The sequence below is a fragment of the Kitasatospora sp. NPDC057015 genome (genome assembly GCF_042673745.1).
In the GTDB taxonomy this organism is placed as follows: Bacteria; Actinomycetota; Actinomycetes; order Streptomycetales; family Streptomycetaceae; genus Kitasatospora.
Genome location: NZ_JBHUSG010000001.1, coordinates 204,817 through 219,787, shown reverse-complemented (window position 1 = coordinate 219,787; position 14,971 = coordinate 204,817). Strand labels below are relative to the sequence as shown.

General features: G+C 73.0%; 16 protein-coding genes. 7 read left to right on the top strand and 9 right to left on the bottom strand.

The features are described 5' to 3' along the window. Nucleotides 1-404: 404 nt before the first annotated feature. Nucleotides 405-1,445 carry a helix-turn-helix domain-containing protein gene (locus ACFTWP_RS00960; RefSeq protein ID WP_380261219.1) on the bottom strand — a complete coding sequence of 347 codons (1,041 nt, stop codon included), beginning with the start codon at nucleotides 1,443-1,445 and terminating at the stop codon, nucleotides 405-407. Nucleotides 1,446-1,551: 106 nt separating this feature from the next. Here ACFTWP_RS00960 and ACFTWP_RS00955 point away from each other — a divergent pair, with 106 nt between their 5' ends. Together ACFTWP_RS00955 and ACFTWP_RS00950 are read left to right on the top strand one after the other, a co-directional pair. Beyond that, on the top strand, nucleotides 1,552-2,448 hold the full coding sequence (locus ACFTWP_RS00955) for an alpha/beta hydrolase (RefSeq protein ID WP_380261217.1): 897 nt from the start codon (nucleotides 1,552-1,554) through the stop codon (nucleotides 2,446-2,448). A gap of 111 nt (nucleotides 2,449-2,559) precedes the next feature. Further along, the gene (locus ACFTWP_RS00950) at nucleotides 2,560-3,696 is read left to right on the top strand and encodes a serine hydrolase domain-containing protein (RefSeq protein WP_380261215.1); all 1,137 of its coding nucleotides are present in this window, start codon (nucleotides 2,560-2,562) and stop codon (nucleotides 3,694-3,696) included. Between the two features lie 68 nt (nucleotides 3,697-3,764). Here ACFTWP_RS00950 and ACFTWP_RS00945 read toward each other — a convergent pair whose 3' ends face one another. Beyond that, a complete protein-coding gene (locus tag ACFTWP_RS00945) occupies nucleotides 3,765-4,178 on the bottom strand; it encodes a VOC family protein (RefSeq protein ID WP_380261213.1) in 414 nt (137 codons plus the stop codon). A gap of 267 nt (nucleotides 4,179-4,445) precedes the next feature. Here ACFTWP_RS00945 and ACFTWP_RS00940 point away from each other — a divergent pair, with 267 nt between their 5' ends. Further along, entirely contained in the window at nucleotides 4,446-5,735 is a 1,290-nt protein-coding gene (locus ACFTWP_RS00940) for a flavin-containing monooxygenase (protein ID WP_380261211.1), read from the top strand. A gap of 64 nt (nucleotides 5,736-5,799) precedes the next feature. On the opposite strand, the gene ACFTWP_RS00935 is transcribed toward ACFTWP_RS00940, so the two are convergent. The 6 genes from ACFTWP_RS00935 to ACFTWP_RS00910 form a co-directional block, all read right to left on the bottom strand. Further along, a complete protein-coding gene (locus ACFTWP_RS00935; RefSeq protein ID WP_380261209.1) occupies nucleotides 5,800-6,954 on the bottom strand; it encodes a tryptophan dimethylallyltransferase family protein in 1,155 nt (384 codons plus the stop codon). 224 nt (nucleotides 6,955-7,178) lie between these two features. Then, nucleotides 7,179-8,528: a cytochrome P450 gene (locus ACFTWP_RS00930; protein ID WP_380261207.1), complete on the bottom strand. Its 1,350-nt coding sequence runs from the start codon at nucleotides 8,526-8,528 to the stop codon at nucleotides 7,179-7,181. 15 nt (nucleotides 8,529-8,543) lie between these two features. Then, nucleotides 8,544-9,155, bottom strand: a complete 612-nt coding sequence (locus ACFTWP_RS00925; protein WP_380261205.1) for an ATP/GTP-binding protein — start codon at nucleotides 9,153-9,155, stop codon at nucleotides 8,544-8,546. Next, the gene (locus tag ACFTWP_RS00920; RefSeq protein WP_380261203.1) at nucleotides 9,130-9,507 is read right to left on the bottom strand and encodes a DUF742 domain-containing protein; all 378 of its coding nucleotides are present in this window, start codon (nucleotides 9,505-9,507) and stop codon (nucleotides 9,130-9,132) included. Before ACFTWP_RS00920 ends, ACFTWP_RS00925 begins: the two co-directional genes overlap by 26 nt. Continuing rightward, nucleotides 9,504-9,905: a roadblock/LC7 domain-containing protein gene (locus tag ACFTWP_RS00915; RefSeq protein WP_380261201.1), complete on the bottom strand. Its 402-nt coding sequence runs from the start codon at nucleotides 9,903-9,905 to the stop codon at nucleotides 9,504-9,506. The genes ACFTWP_RS00920 and ACFTWP_RS00915 overlap by 4 nt, the downstream gene beginning before the upstream one ends. Further along, nucleotides 9,902-11,086, bottom strand: coding sequence for an ATP-binding protein (locus ACFTWP_RS00910; protein WP_380261199.1), 1,185 nt, complete (start codon nucleotides 11,084-11,086; stop codon nucleotides 9,902-9,904). The genes ACFTWP_RS00915 and ACFTWP_RS00910 overlap by 4 nt, the downstream gene beginning before the upstream one ends. A gap of 522 nt (nucleotides 11,087-11,608) precedes the next feature. On the opposite strand from ACFTWP_RS00910, the gene ACFTWP_RS00905 reads away from it, so the two are divergent. Both ACFTWP_RS00905 and ACFTWP_RS00900 read left to right on the top strand, forming a co-directional pair. After that, nucleotides 11,609-12,136 carry an NUDIX hydrolase family protein gene (locus ACFTWP_RS00905; RefSeq protein WP_380261596.1) on the top strand — a complete coding sequence of 176 codons (528 nt, stop codon included), beginning with the start codon at nucleotides 11,609-11,611 and terminating at the stop codon, nucleotides 12,134-12,136. 162 nt (nucleotides 12,137-12,298) lie between these two features. Further along, nucleotides 12,299-12,685 carry a gamma-glutamylcyclotransferase family protein gene (locus ACFTWP_RS00900; RefSeq protein ID WP_380261197.1) on the top strand — a complete coding sequence of 129 codons (387 nt, stop codon included), beginning with the start codon at nucleotides 12,299-12,301 and terminating at the stop codon, nucleotides 12,683-12,685. Between the two features lie 292 nt (nucleotides 12,686-12,977). Here the strand turns inward: ACFTWP_RS00900 and ACFTWP_RS00895 are convergent, their stop codons facing one another. Then, nucleotides 12,978-13,379: a hypothetical protein gene (locus ACFTWP_RS00895; RefSeq protein WP_380261195.1), complete on the bottom strand. Its 402-nt coding sequence runs from the start codon at nucleotides 13,377-13,379 to the stop codon at nucleotides 12,978-12,980. A 254-nt stretch (nucleotides 13,380-13,633) separates the two neighbouring features. Here ACFTWP_RS00895 and ACFTWP_RS00890 point away from each other — a divergent pair, with 254 nt between their 5' ends. Then, nucleotides 13,634-14,062, top strand: a complete 429-nt coding sequence (locus tag ACFTWP_RS00890) for a hypothetical protein (protein WP_380261193.1) — start codon at nucleotides 13,634-13,636, stop codon at nucleotides 14,060-14,062. Between the two features lie 159 nt (nucleotides 14,063-14,221). Next, complete coding sequence (locus tag ACFTWP_RS00885; protein WP_380261191.1) at nucleotides 14,222-14,809, top strand: isochorismatase family protein; 588 nt, start codon at nucleotides 14,222-14,224, stop codon at nucleotides 14,807-14,809. Nucleotides 14,810-14,971 lie beyond the last annotated feature (162 nt).

Here is a 14,971-nt window from a genome sequence, read left to right as displayed (position 1 = left end):
ATCCGTCTCAAGTACTGCGGGGGTCCTCCCGATCCGTCGGCCGGGTGCGGTCCCGGGTGTGCGACGGTGATCCGCGGCGGTCGTCAACTGGCCGGGAGAGGTCTGCGGGATTCCACGAGGGCTGCGGAACCTCAGGGGCCGGAAAGCCTTGGGGTTATCAACTCGCCAATACCCACCTATAGTTCACATTTCGCGATCAGGCAAGTCGGCCGTTCGGCGCTTACGGACGGTGGCCGCCCCGGCGAGGACGAACAGCACGTCAGCGGCGGGTCGGGCCGCCGGCGGGGCGGCCTCGACCTCGGACGGTGACCGCTCGGCCGGCCCGTCGGTCCGGCCCGCCACCGGCTCGGCCGCGCCGGTCGGCCGCCCTGGTGGAGGGGGCGGTTCGGGCGGCCGGGCGCGGCTCACTCCCCGCCGTCCAGCAGCCGCCAGGTGGTGAGGGCGATCCTGGCCCGTGCCAGTCCGGTGGGGCCGGTGAGGTCGATGGCGAGGGCCTTGGCGATCTGGTCGACCCGGCGGGCGACGCTGCTGTGGTGCAGGTGGAGGAGGTCGGCGGCCCGGCGCAGGGAGCCGGTGGCGCAGTAGGCGTCCAGCGTGTCCAGGTCCTCCGGGTCGTCGGAGATCCGGGCGACGGCGGCCACGTCGGCGTTCTCCCGTGCGGCGTGCCGGGGGATCTCCGCCAGGAGTGCCAGCGCGCCCAGGTCGGCGTGCCGGACGACGGGCTCGCGCCCGGTGGTGAAGCGCAGGGCGGTACGGGCCTGCCGCCAGGACGCGTCGGGGGCGCCGGCGGCGCCGACGCCCGCGCGTACCCCGGCCGGGAACCGGGCCGGGTCCACGGTGGTGGCCAGGATGACGCCCACGCCGGCGAGCGGCGCCGCCTTCACCGGGCGGGCCGGGCACAGGAGGCCGCCGATCCGGTCGAGCGGGAGCCGTGAGCGCACGGCGACGGCGTGGACCGGCAGGTCGGCGGCGAACCCCAGGAGTCGTAACGCCCGTGCCCTGGACGCCTCGTCGCTGCCGGAGCTGATCGCCAGTTCGACCAGGGCGGGGTCGGCCATCGTGGTGCGGGCCGGGCCGTAGCGCTCGACGGCCGCCGCGGCGGCGATGGCGAGCCGGTCGAGGAGGACCTCGTCGAGCGGGTTCGGCGGGCCCGGGCGCTCCAGCCACACCGTGCCGATCTCCTCCTCGTCGAGGGTGACCGGCGTGCTGGTGGACGCCGGCGCCGACGGGGCGGGCGCGTCGGTGCCGTGCGGCGAGACGCGGATCGCCCGCCCGCCGCCGTGCAGTCCGATCCCGGCGACGCACTCGGCCAGGCCCGCTGAGGCGCGGGCGAGCGCCGGAAGATCCACGCGTCGGCGCATCAACGTGTCGTAGAACGCGATGATCCGGATCGCGCCGTCGACGTACGGATCCAAGCCAGACAGTCGTACGGCCAGTGCCTCCATTCCAGCAGGATAGACGGCCGGGGCGCGCCGGTCGGTGCGCGATCCGGCGGGGACCCGCGACGGATGGCGGGTGACCCCGCGGGGAGCGACCGTGAGGATGGTCGTCATGGATCCCGAACTCGAAGCATTCGTCCCGTTGTTCCCCCAGGCCGACCTGACCGACCCGGTCGCCGCGCGCCGGAGCTTCGCCGGCCTGGCCGCCGCGCTCCCGGCACCCGACACCACGGGCATGGAGGTCGAGGACCGCACCGTGCCCGGCGACCCGGACGTCCCCGTGCGGATCTACCGACCGGACCGGGCCCGGGGCGCCGTCATCTGGCTGCACGGCGGCGGATTCGTGACCGGGGACCTGGACAGCGAGCACCCGTGGGCCACCCGGATCGCGGCGGGGTCCGGCGCGGTGGTGATCTCGGTGGGCTACCGACTGGCCCCCGAGCACCCGTTCCCGGCCGCCCTGGACGACACCTACACCGTGCTGACCTGGACGGCCGGACACGCGGCCGAACTCGGCATCGATCCGGAGCGGATCGCGGTCGGCGGCCACAGCGCCGGCGGCGGGCTCGCCGCGGCGGTGGCGTTGCGGGCGCGGGACGAGGGCGGGCCGGCGATCCGCTTCCAACTGCTCAACCAGCCCGGGCTCGACGACCGCCAGGAGACCTGGTCGGCGCGGAACTTCACCGACACGCCCTGGCTCACCCGCGACAAGGTCGCCACGGCCTGGCGGCACTACCTCGGCTCCGGGACGGCCACGCCGTACGCAGCCCCCGCGCGGGCCGCCGACCTGTCCGGCCTGCCGCCGGCGCACATCGCCACCGCGGAGCTCTGCCCGAACCGCGACGAGGACCTCGCCTACGGGCTGCGCCTGCTGCAGGCGGGCGTGTCGGTGGAGTTGCACCAGTGGCCCGGCACCTTCCACGGGTCGCAGGCGATCCTGTCGGCCGAGGTCTCGCAGCGTCAGAACGCCGAACTCGGCGCCGTGCTGCGCCGCGCCCTGGCGGTGTGAGCCGTGGCCGGCGCGGAGCAGCGGGGCGGAGCCCCCGGCACACCCGACGACCGGGAGGGGACGGGTGCCGCGGGTTCACCGGGCCTCGATCCCGCAGCGCTGCAGTCCGCCATGGACGGTCTCCACGCCGCGGGGATGCCGGGGGTGTACGGCGAGGTGCGCGACACGGGCCGGGTCTGGCGCGGCGCCTGCGGGGTCGCCGACCTCGACACCGGCCGTCCCGTCACACCGGACATGCGTCAGCGCGTCGGCAGCATCACCAAGACCTTCACCGCCGTCGCGGTCATGCAGCAGGTCGAGCGGGGCCGGATCCGGCTCGACGAGCCGATCGGCGGCCTGCTGCCACAACTGGTGCCGGGGGAGCGCGGCAGCGGCGTCACGGTGCGGATGCTGCTCAACCACACCAGCGGCATCGGCGACTACCTCCCCTACGCGTTCCCGTCCCTGCGGGGCCTCCCCGCCGGGCCGGGGGCCTCGGCCGCGAGCCTGGACGACAACCGGTTCCGGCGGTTCCTCCCCGCCGAGCTGATCGAGACGGGGCTGGCGGCGCCGCCGGTCGGCGAGCCCGGAGGCCCCACCGGGGTGTACTCCAACACCAACTACCTGCTCCTCGGCCGACTCCTGGAGCAGGTCACCGGCAGCACGGCCGAGGAGTACGTCACCCGCCACGTGATCGGGCCCGCCGGGCTGCGGCACACCGGTTTTCCGGCCGGGCCGCGGGTCGAAGGACCGCACTCGCGGATGTACGAGGCCCTGTACGGCCTGATCGACCCGCCGCGCGACTACAGCGTGTACGACATGTCCTGGGTCGGGCCGGCGGCCTCCCTGGTGTCGACCATGGCGGATCTCAACCTCTTCTACGGCAGGCTGCTCGCCGGCGGGATCGTCGGCCGCTCCTCGCTGGAGCAGATGCAGCGCACCGTCCCGGTCCGCGCCCTGGACGGATCGACGATCGAGTACGGCCTCGGACTCCACCGGGTCGACGTCCCGGGCGGCGGCACCTTCTGGGGCAGCGACGGCTCCGTCTGGGGCGCCGGAACGATGTCGCTGACCCGGGCCGACGGCCGGCGCCAGATGTCCCTGGCCGTCAACCTCATGCGGTGGAACACGCCGGACTCCGCGGGGCGGCCGCAGCCGCACCCCGTCGACGCCGCGTTGACGGCGCTGTACCGGCAGGCGATGTGCGGCGGCGCGGGCGCCCGGCTCCGGGCCGGGGGAGGGGTGCAGGCCACGGCCGTCGTGCCGTAGCCGCGGTGCCTCGCGCGGGCCGGCCGGCGGCCCGGGCCGCCCCCGGCGGGGGCCGCCGGGCCGCCCGGTCAGGCCGGCTGCTGGCTGATGTTGACCAGCCAGGTGATGCCGAAGCGGTCCGCGCACATGCCGAAGACGTCGCCCCACATCTGCTTCTCCAGCGGGACCGAGACCGTGCCCCCGTCCGAGAGTTCGCCCCAGAAGCCGCGCAGTTCGTCGGCGTCGTCCCCGCTCAGGCTCACCGTGATGTTGTTCCCGGGCCGGTACTCCATCCCCGGCGGGAGGTCCGAGGCCATCAGCGTGAACCCCTGGTCGGTTTCGAGCATGCTGTGCATGACCTTGTCGGCGAACGGCGCCTCCTTCTGGCCGAAGTCACCGAAGGTGTTCAGCGTCAGGGTGCCGCCGAAGATCCCCCGGTAGAACTCCATGGCCTGCCGGGCGTCGCCGTCGAAGCTGATGTACGGGTTGAGTCGAGAAGGCACGGGATTCTCCCTTTCAGGACGGGCGTCGGTGTCGGCAGATTAGGTGAGGCGCCGTCACGGCCCCGGGCGGCGCCCCGGTCGGCCGGGGAATGTCGACCGGTTGCCCCAACGCGTCGACGGCCGGGTCGGGCCGGGCCGGGCCCCGCGCGACGGCCGGCGGCGGCCGTCGGCGCCGCCCTCGTCACCGGTGTGAACGGTGAATAAGCTGGGCAGTCAAGATCCGTATTTGAGCGGGAACTTCTCGCTCCGGGCCGGTGGAGGAACACAGTGGGCGTGTGCGTGATAGGCGCGGGTCTCTCGGGCATGGCTGCCGCGTACGCGCTCAGGGAGCGGGGAGTCGACTTCGTCTGTCTGGAGAAGGCGCCGGACGTCGGCGGCATCTGGCGGATGCCGGGCGCCGGTGAACCGGGCCCGGCCTACCGGTCCCTGCACCTGAACACCGCCCGGCAGCTGACCGAGTACGCCGGCTTCCCGATGCCGTCCTGGCTGCCCCTCTACCCCCGGCACAGCGATGTCGCCGCCTACCTGCGGTCCTTCGCCGAGTCGGCGGGGCTGCTGCCGCACATCGAGCTGCGCACCGAGGTGGTCGACGTCCGCCAGGGGGCCGACGAGGTGTGGACGGTCACCAGCCGTGACGCCCGGGGAGTCGAGGCCGTCCGCAGGTTCGACCAGGTGATCGTCGCGTCCGGGCACCATTCGGTCCCGGCCCTGCCGAACCCCCTGCCGCCGGGCGCGGACTCCTTCACCGGGAGGATCCTGCACTCGACGGACTTCCTGGACGGCAGGGACTTCGCCGGGCAGCGCGTGGTCGTGGTGGGACTCGGGGCCTCGGCGGTGGACATCGCCGCGGACCTCTCACGGCACGCCGCGCAGACGGTGATCTCCGTCCGGCGCGGCCTCCACATCGTGCCGAAGCAGCTCTACGGCATCTCGGTGGACCTGATCGCCGAGGCACCGTGGTTCACCGGCAAGTCCTTCGACGAGCAGCGGCGCTTCGTCGAGGAGGCGCTGCTGGTGGCGCGCGGCAGGCTGTCTGACTACGGCCTGCCCGAGCCCGACCACCCGGTCTTCTCCTCGGCCGTGACCATCTCGGACGAGATCCTCAGCCGGATCCGGCACGGCGCGGTGGTCCCCAGGCCCGCGATCGCCTCGCTGGACGGCGACCGGGTGTCCTTCACCGACGGGACGTCGGTGGAGGCGGACGCGATCGTCTACTGCACCGGCTTCCACATGGCCTTCCCCTTCCTGCCCGCCGGGTGCCCGGCGGGCCCGCAGGGGCCGGTGGAGCTGTACCGGCGGATCGTCGCGCCGAACCGGCCCGGTCTGCTCTTCCTGGGCCTGATCCGCCCGGTGGGCTCCATCACGCGCCTGGTGGAGGCGCAGGCGCGCTGGGCGGCGCGGATCGTCGCCGGCGACGTCGCACTGCCGCCCGCGGACGTCATGCAGAAGGAGATCGACGGGTACCTGAGCGGCATCGCCGAGCGCTACGGACTGAGCGCCGGCTCCTCCGTCCAGGTGGACGTCGGCCCGTACCTGCGGGAGCTGCAGGACGCGTAGGGCCGGTCCGCGGGGCTCTCGTGGGGGCGCGGGGTCCACGAGAGCTCCCCTCCTACGGGCTGTCTCAGTGCGCGGCCTCGGCCCGTGGCGACAGCGCGGCCGGCGGCCGCACCCCGTAGGCCTCCGAGGAGACGTACACCATCACCCGGGGCGGACGGCCCTCCTGGTGGGCGAGCGCCAGGTAGGCGATGAGTCCCGTACCGTCCTCCAGCCGCCGCGAGGTGACGGCGGCCACGGATTCGAGGAGCGGGGTCGGGTCGGCGCCGTAGTGCCGCAGCAGGGCCGACGCCCGCTCAAGGGCCTCCCCGTCGTGCCGGACGTAGTCGCGTACCGGCACATGGAAGGTGAAGCCGGTCGGCAGGCCGGTGGCCGACTCCGTGAAGGCGTGGCAGGCCAGGCCGGGGCGCCGGTCGAGCACGGTGTCCCGGCCGTCCTCCAGTCCCGAGGCCGCGTGGAAGAACGCCTCGATCTCGGTGGCACCGGGACCGTTCCCCATGCGGGACAGACCCCCCGCCGCCGTGGCCGAGAGGTTGTGGTGCGCGGTGTACACCTTCGCCCGGGGGACGTCCCAGTCGCCGAGGTCGAGGGCGAAGAACAGGATCCGGTCGGACTCGGGCAGCGCGTCGAACGCCTGCGGGTGGCCGAGCCGGCGCAGCGCCTCCCGTACCGTCTCGGCCGCGCGCTCCGCCCCGGACGCCGCGGGGTTCAGGTACACCTTGACCCTGGGAACGCCGCCGGGGCGCAGCTCCAGCGCGCACCACAGCGCCAGCGGCCCCTGGGGGGACAGCGGGAAGAAGAGGTCCTCCAGCTCGTCGAGCCGGTCGGTGGCGAAGCCCCAGCGGCGCGCGAGCTCGCGGACGGCCCGGAGCCCGGCCCGCCCGCTCTGGGCCAGCGTGCCGACACCGCTGCCGGGTTCCAGCAGGACGCGCAGGGTGGGGGCGGTGCCCGGCTCGAAGGAGAGCGAGAACTCCACCGGCGTGTGGTCGTCGGAGAGGAAGGAGGGGCTGGGGGACGCCAGCGCCAGAGGCCGGCAGGAGACCGGGCCCAGCGCCGTGGTCAGGACCTGCGCGTAGCCGGCCGCGTCGGCTCCGCTCAGCCCGGCGACCTCGCACAGCCGCAGCAGCTGCCCTGCCGTGTGCCCGCCGAGGGTGTCCGCGGTGGCCGGGGCGGGCGTCGTGGAGCGGACGCCGAAGGGGGATCTGCGCTCGACGTCGATCATCGGGCCGCCTGCCCGAGCTCGGAGGGAAAAAGGAGATACCCGCCCCGTGGGGCGGGTATCGGAGGGTGTGATGCTGCCGGGGGTCGGATGAATGCGGCGTCGGTGGAAACCTGCTCCATGACACCCTCCTGTCCTAGATCAACAACGTGGGCTACCGCGCTGCTGAATACCCCTCATGTCGAACCTTTATGCGGAATATGGGATTCAGGGGGATGTTGTCTGCGTCACTTCACAAGCCAGTTGAGGAACTGGCTCCACCGACCGGCCCGTTCGGGCGCCGGCTGCGCCTGGGTGCTGCGCTCGGAACGCACCGACGGCTCCGGCTGGACCCGCCCGGTGGGCCGGTGTGCGGGCTCGACCGGGGTGAACCGGGTGGGCAGCGAGGCCAGGCCCCGGTTGAACGGGCCGGGCCGCCAGGTCAGACTGTCGTCCGGCACGGCCAGTTCGACGTCGGGGAGCCTGTTGAGCAGGTTCTCGATGGCGGTCACCGAGATCTGGCGGGCAGGGTCCTTGGACGGGCACGCGTGCGGGCCCGCGCTCCACGCCAGGTGGGCCCGGCTGCCCGCCTGCCGCGCGGCCGAAAGGACCGGGCTGCTGTTGGCGGTGGCGAAACTGACCAGCACGAGATCGCCCGCCCGCAGCTGCTGGCCGCCGAACTCCATGTCGGCCGCCGGATAGTGCGGCGCGAGGTTGGACACGGGCGGGTTCTCCCACAGCGTGTCGTCGATGGCCTCGTTGATCAGTCCGCCCCGGTGGGCGTACGCGTCGTGGGTGAGCAACCGGTGCAGGGTGTTGCCGATGAGGTTGCGCAGCGGCTCCGCGCCGGCCCCCAGCAACAGGGCCAGCTGGTGGACCATCTCCTCGTCCGTCAGATTGGCCTGGTGCTGCATCAGCCACGACGTGACGTCGTCGCCGGGCCGGCTCCGCTTGAGTGCCACCAGCTCACCGACGGCGCCGAACAGCACCTCGGCCGCCTTCTCGGCGTTGATGCCGTCGAAGATGCCGGAGATGCCGAACAGCACCCGGTCGCCGATGTCGGCCGGGCAGCCGAAGAGTTCGTTGAACACGAACAGCGGCAGCTGCTTGGCGTAGTCACCGAGCAGGTCGGCCGAACCGCGTTCGCCGAACTGGGCGATGAGGTAGTTGGACACCTGCTCGGTGCTGTGGCTCAGCCGGCGCTGGTCGATGCGGGCCATGCTGTCCGTGACGGCCTGCCGCAGCCTCAAGTGCTCGACGCCGTCGCTGAACATGCAGTTGGGCCGGTACGCCAGCATGGGCACGACCGGGCTGTCCGGAGGCACGTGTCCCTCGTTGAGCGCCCGCCAGCGGCGCGAGTCCTTGCGGAAGGAGGCGGAGTCCTGCAGCAGCTGCAGCGCCGCCGAGTAGTCGGTGACGAGCGTGGCCTCCACCCCGGGAGCCAGCTCGACCGGCGCGGCCGGCCCGTAACTGCGCAGGTAGGAGTAGTAGGCGTGCGGGTCTGCCGCGAACTCCGGCCCGTACAGCGGCACTCGGCCACCGGTGCCGTGCGCAGGGCAGCCGGGCGGGGGCACCGGGGCGGAGGATCGAGCGTCCATGTCGGGTTGTGGCTCCTAGCTGGCACGGTCCAGCAAAAAGCGGACCAGTGTGGTGAGTGCGGCGGCCGACGACTTCTCGTCGCGCGCGTCGCAGGTGACGACGGGGGTGTCGTCGAGGAGGTCGAGCGCCTCGCGCAGCGCCGCCTCGGCGCGCTGCGGATTGCCGTCGAAGTGGTTCACCGCGATCGCGTAGTCGAGGCCGTACTGCTCGATGAGGTCGATGACCGCGAAGGAGTCGGCCAGCCGCTCGGGGTCGACGAGGATCAGTGCGCCGAGGGCGCCGCGGGCCATGTCCTCCCACAACTGGACGAACCGCAGCTGACCGGGCGTGCCGAACAGGTACAGGACCACGCGCTCGCTGATGGTCAGCCGGCCGAAGTCCATGGCGACCGTGGTGGTGGTCTTGCCCTTGACGCCCTTCAGGTCGTCGACCGTCTCCGCCGCCCGAGTCATCGTCTCCTCGGTGGACAGCGGTTCGATCTCGGAGATCGAGCCGATGAACGTGGTCTTGCCCACCGCGAAGTGACCGACGACGAGGATCTTGACCGCCGTCTGCGTCGCACCGTCGGGGACGTAGTCCTGCTCGTTCAGGCGCTGTCTGTCAGCCGAACTTGGTGTAGAGACCATTGAGCACCTCCTGCAGGATCTCCCTGTCGGCCCTGCGGGCGCGGGGCACCGGCGGACGGGTGACGAGGTGGCCGCCCTCGGTGAGGCCGGCCAGGACGATCCGCACCACGCCCAGGGGCAGCCTGGTGTGCCCGGCGATCTCGGCGACCGAGAGGTAGCCGGCGGAACAGATGTCCAGCAGCCGCTGCTCCTCCGGGGTCAGCCGCAGGGACTGCTGCCCCTGCTCCGGCGCCGCGGTGAGGAGCGTGATCAGCGAGAGCTGGTCGTCGTCGGGCAGTCCGCGGCCCTTGGTGATGATGTACGCCCGTACTAAGCCACCGGCCGAGAGCTCGAACTCCTCGGGATTGGTCACTGGAAGGCCCCCAGGTTCTCGCGCGGCGGCGCCGCCAGGAACTTGCCCAGCTGGCCGACGAGCTGCTGCATCCGGAAGGTGATGTCCTGCATGTCGATGTCCTGGGAGGCGGAGACGCCGAGGTAGGCGCCCTCACCGGCGGAGATCAGGAACACCCAGCCGCCGTCGAACTCGACCAGCGTCTGCTGCCAGCGCTGCCCGGGGTCGTTCGCGAAGAACGCGAGCGAGCGGCTGAGCGACTGCACGCCGCTCATCGCGGCGGCGACCCGGTCCGCGTTGTCCTTGTGGAAGTCCTTCGTCCGGGCCATCAGCAGCCCGTCGGCGGAGATCAGGACCGCGTGCAGGGCCCCGGGAATCTCCAGGGCACTGTCGAGCATCCATGACAGATCGTCGTTCACGAGAACTCAGGCCCTTCACTGCTTGCACCAGATGTGCCGGTCGTCTGGTCCGCGTCCGGGTGTGTGGCCCGGCCGGACCGGGTGCCCCGCTGGAAGGCGCCCATGATCGCTGCGGTCTCCGAGCCGGAGCGCGCCGAACCGGCCGGGAGGGCCGTACTGGGCGGCACGATGGCCATCGGCCGCTTGCGCCGCCGCAGGGGCAGACCGTCGGAGGTCGAGCCGGCCGAGGCGGTCGAGGTGACGGCCGGCTCGGGCTCGGACACGCTCGGCGCCATCACCGGAGCGGACGCCCGGGCGGGAGCGGGAACTCTCTTGTCGGGCATGCCCGTGAGCAGTTCGTGCGGCAGCAGGAGCACCGCGCGCACCCCTCCGTAGGGGGAGGAGGAGTCCACGGACACCTCGAAGTCGAAGCGCTCGCAGAGGACGCCGATGACCGCGAGTCCGAACTGCGGCGGATTGCCGAGGCCCGCGACGCCCGTGACCCGCTCGCTGCTCAGCAGCTTCTCGGCGCGCGCCCGCTCCTCGTCGTTCATCCCGACGCCGGCGTCGTCGACCACGATGACGACGCCCTTGGGGACGGTCCGGATGTTGATCTCGACGACCGTGTCCGGGCTCGAATAGCTGGTGGCGTTGTCGAGCAGCTCGGCGAGGGCCAGCGCCACCGGCTCGACGGCCCGGCTGGAGACGCCGAAGTCCACCTGGGACAGGATCTCCACGCGCCGGAAGTGCCGGATGCGGCCCTGTGCGCTGCGCACCACGTCGTAGACCGAGGCGGTGTCGCGGTGACGTCCGAGCCAGCCGCCGCAGAGTACGGCGATGGACTGGGCGCGGCGCCCGAACTGCGAGTTGGTGTGGTCGACCTCCAGCAGGTCCTGGAGGATGACCGACTCCCCGTACTTGCTCTGCAGTCGGGAGAGGATCAGCTGCTGCTCGGCGGCAAGGCCCTGCAGGGTCCGCATCGCGGACTTCAGCACGGTCTTGGTCGCCTCGTCAGCCTGCTCATGGGCTGCCTCGACGGACTGCGTATAGTGGTGCTCGAGATCCGAGTAGTGATCTCTGAGCCCGGCGAGCTCCTGCCGCAACGCCAGGGCCGCCCTGCGCTGGCGGACGACGATGGCGACCGCGACGACAAGGATGAGGGCAAGACCCCAAAGCACTGGGTTCGCTGTGTATTTCGTCATAGGACTCTCTTCGGGCGAACTGACGGCTGACTGCTGAATGCCCCGCTGTGCAGGGTGAGCCTGCCGCTCCGCAAGCGCGATGATCGTATCATCGCTCAATCGTGTCCTTTGACGAGTAGTCGACAGGTGAGAATGCGTCTCTTCCAGAGGTACTAAAGGGAGTTGTCGCAGATCGGCGCCGGTGTCACCGCCCAACCGGTCGGTCCTGCGCACGGATCCGCGAGGTGCGCGCCACCGCCGTCGATTGCGGGGATGTTGTGACGGTGGCGACGTTCGGGTGGCCGCGCGGGGTGGTGAAGGTTTCGATCCGCCGTACAGGGGAAGAAGGATCTTTCGGCGGAGTTCGCCGTCACCAGGGCGGGATGTGACCGGCGATCACCTCGCGGCGGCGGCCCGCCGGGCGGCCGGACCGGCTCCCCGGGTCGGGCCGGGAGCATACCCGGGCGGCGGCGCGCCCGAGCTCGCCGCACCGCCTTCACCCCCGCGGCGCGCCGGAAAGCATACGATCGCTGAATGTCTGACATGACGGAAACCACGCCGGGCTGGCTCGCTCCCGAGGACCTGGAGAGCACCCGGGCCCAGCTGCCGATCCTGTACGTCGAGGCCGTGCCGGTGCGCGTCGACGACGCCGGAGAGGTCACCCGGATCGGGCTCCTGCTGCGGATCGGCTCGGACGGGACGGTCAGCCGGACCCTGGTCTCCGGCCGGGTGCTGCACCACGAGCGGGTCCGCGACGCCCTGCTGCGGCACCTGGAGAAGGACCTCGGCCCGGTGGCGCTGCCGCGGATCCCCGCCTCGCTCCAGCCGTTCACCGTCGCCGAGTACTTCCCCACGCCGGGCATCACCGAGTTCCACGACCCCCGCCAGCACGCGGTCTCCCTCGCTTACATCGTCCCGGTGGCCGGCGACTGCAGACCGCGGCAGGACGCCCTCGACCTGGTCTGGTTCAGCCCCGAGGAGGCCGCGTCGCCGCTGGTCCAGCAGGAGATGCCGGGCGGGCGGGGCGCACTGCTCAAGCGGGCTCTCGCGCACGTCGGCTGCCCGACCTGAACCCGGGCTGCACGGCCCCGCGGGCCCGCCGGCACGGCCCCGCGGGCCCGTCGGCGCTCGGCCCCGGCGCCCGCGGCCGCCCGGTGGCGTCATGTCCGCAGCGCCTTCGATAGGTTGGGACACCGTGTCCGGCAGTCGCGTTCCACGGAAGGGCCCCTCCTGATGGCCGAGCAGGCGTACCACCGGTTGTTCTCCTACGGGACGTTGCAACTCCCCGAGGTCCAGCTCGGCCGGTTCGGCCGGCGGCTGGAAGGGAGCCCCGACGCACTGCCCGGCTACCGGCTCACCTACATCGAGATCACCGACCCGGAGGTGATCGCGGCCAGCGGCACCGATCGCCACCCCCTGGTCGTCGCCTCCTCCGACGGCTCCGACGCGGTGGACGGCAGTGTCTTCGCCATCACCGACGCCGAACTCGCGGCGGCCGACGACTACGAGGTCGACGACTACGCCAGGACCGAGGTCGTCCTGCAGTCGGGCACGAAGGCCTGGGCCTACCTCGCCGCCGCGCCGGCGCGGGCGGACGCGGACGCGGTCGGCGGGTCCTGACCGGCACGGGCGCTCCGAGGGGGGCGTGCACTGTTCGGGGCGCGGGGGACTGCGCGACCGGCCCGCTTGAGGAGACAGGCCCGTCGCACCGTCCCCCGCGCCCCGATTCGACCCGTGGCGCCGGGGTCGTGACCGATTCAAGCAGCGCCGCAGCCGCACCGACGACTGGTGGTGAGTACCAGGCGCACGGCGTTCTCCCGGCGGATCGCACAGGTGGATCGCGCGCGGGGATCGCCGGCGCCCGGGCCCACCGTGGCCGGAGCGTGGCGGGAGCCGTGGCCGGAGCCGGAGGTCAGGGAGTCCCGGTGGGGCTCGGGCCGCCGCCCGGGCCGAAGGTGATGACGTCCGGCGTGGAGCTTCCGAAGCAGCCCGCGTCGAAGCCGGCGCGGTCCAGGCTCGCCTGCTTGGCCGGTGACAGTTCGTTCCACTGCGTTGCGCACGTCTCGGCCGACGGCCGGCCGCCCCGGTACAGGATGTTCATCACGGCGGCGGCGCCGGCCACGGCGGACTCGGCCCGACTCGCCACCACCGGTTGGTCCGCCACGGACGGTGACGGCGATGCCGGTGCGGGCGAAGGCGAAGCCGGCCGCGTGGCGCCGGGAGGGGCCGCCTGCTGGGCGGTGGAACAGCCCGCCGCCAGGGCGAACGCGCCGGCGAGGGCGGCGATCGCCGCAACCTGTGTGATCTTCTGCATGATGGCAGACGGTAGCGGACGTGGGTCGGCCGCGAACCACCCGGGGTCGGCGGCGAACCGCGGCGGCGCGGTCGGGGACGTACCGGGCAGGTGTCCTGGGCACGAGGTCCCGGGTACGGCGTCCAGGGCCGGCGGGTCGTTTCTCGGCCAATCTGCGGACGGCCGGGCCTGCCGTCGCGGTGACGGGGCAGACGGATCGCCGACCGTCCCGACCCTCCGGCGGGGCGGAGCGTGGAAATCCGAGGGAGACCGCTGTGAGCAATCCCGTGTCCGCATCCCTGTCGATCGCGGAACTTACCTCCGAGGCAGCCGAGTTGATGCGCAGTGCCGTCCTCACTCCGGCACGGAGCAGTCGCCCGGGGCTGGTGCACCCGTCGGACGCCGCCGAGACCGCCGCCGCGCTGGCGGGGCTGACCGCGCGGCTGCCCGAACTCCTCGACCTGCTCGCCTCGTTCCTCAGCAGTGAGCAGGCGGCGGGGCGGATAGGCCCGGGCCCCGGAGAGGACCCGGGTGCCGGTACCGGCTACGACGCCCTCCGGGCGGCCCGCGACGCGCGCGAGCAACTGTACGAAGCCGGCCGGACGGCGGCCCTGCTCGCCGACTCCCTGGCATCGGCCGCCGCGGTGCTGGCGCCGCTCGGCGCCGTCCACCCCGTCGGCCCGCCGGCCGAACCGCACGCGTGAACTCCGTTCGTCCCGTGGGCCCGCGGGCCGCGCCGGCGGACGGACGGGACGAACGATGAACCGGCGCGGGGCCGTCGCCGCCGGGCGAGGTCACGGGGCTCTGTCAGTGGGCCGACCTAGCATGAGAGGTGTTACCAGCCGCGCGTCACGGGAGGCCTCATGACCACGCTCACCGACCGGCCCAACACCGCCCTGCTCGTCGTCGACGTGCAGAACGGCGTGGTGGCGGAGGCCCACGACCGGGAGAAGGTCGTCGCCAACATCGGCACCCTGGTCGACCGGGCGCGCGCCGCCGGGGTCGAGGTCGTCTGGGTCCAGCACAACAGCGAGGAACTGCCCCGGGACAGCGAGAGCTGGCGCTACGTCCCCGAGCTCGTGCGGCGCGAGGCCGAGCCGCTGGTGCAGAAGGAGTACGGGGACTCCTTCGAGGACACCGAGCTGGAGCCGGTGCTGGCGGCGCGCGGGGTCGGCCGGCTCGTCGTGGTGGGCGCGCAGTCCGACGCCTGCATCCGCGCGACGCTGCACGGCGCGATCACCCGCGGCTACGACGCCGCCCTGGTGAGCGACGCCCACACGACGGAGGACCTCTCGGCCTACGGCGCGCCGTCGCCCGACCAGGTCATCGCCCACACCAACCTCTACTGGCGCTACCACCGCGCCCCCGGCCGGACGGCCGGCACGGTCGAGACCGCCGACGTGGACTTCGCCCCCGGCACCGCCGCCGGAGCGGCCGGACCGGGGGAGTGAGCCTGCCGCGCCGGGGCTGACCGTCCGCGGGCGCGCGTGGACCCGCGGGCCGGTGGACCTGTGGGCCGGTGGACCTGTGGACCCGCTCGGTCGGTGCACCGTCGGTGGCCCGGCCGGGCGGGGGCACGCGGGGGGTCCGGGGCCGGGTCGCGCTGGGCGGCC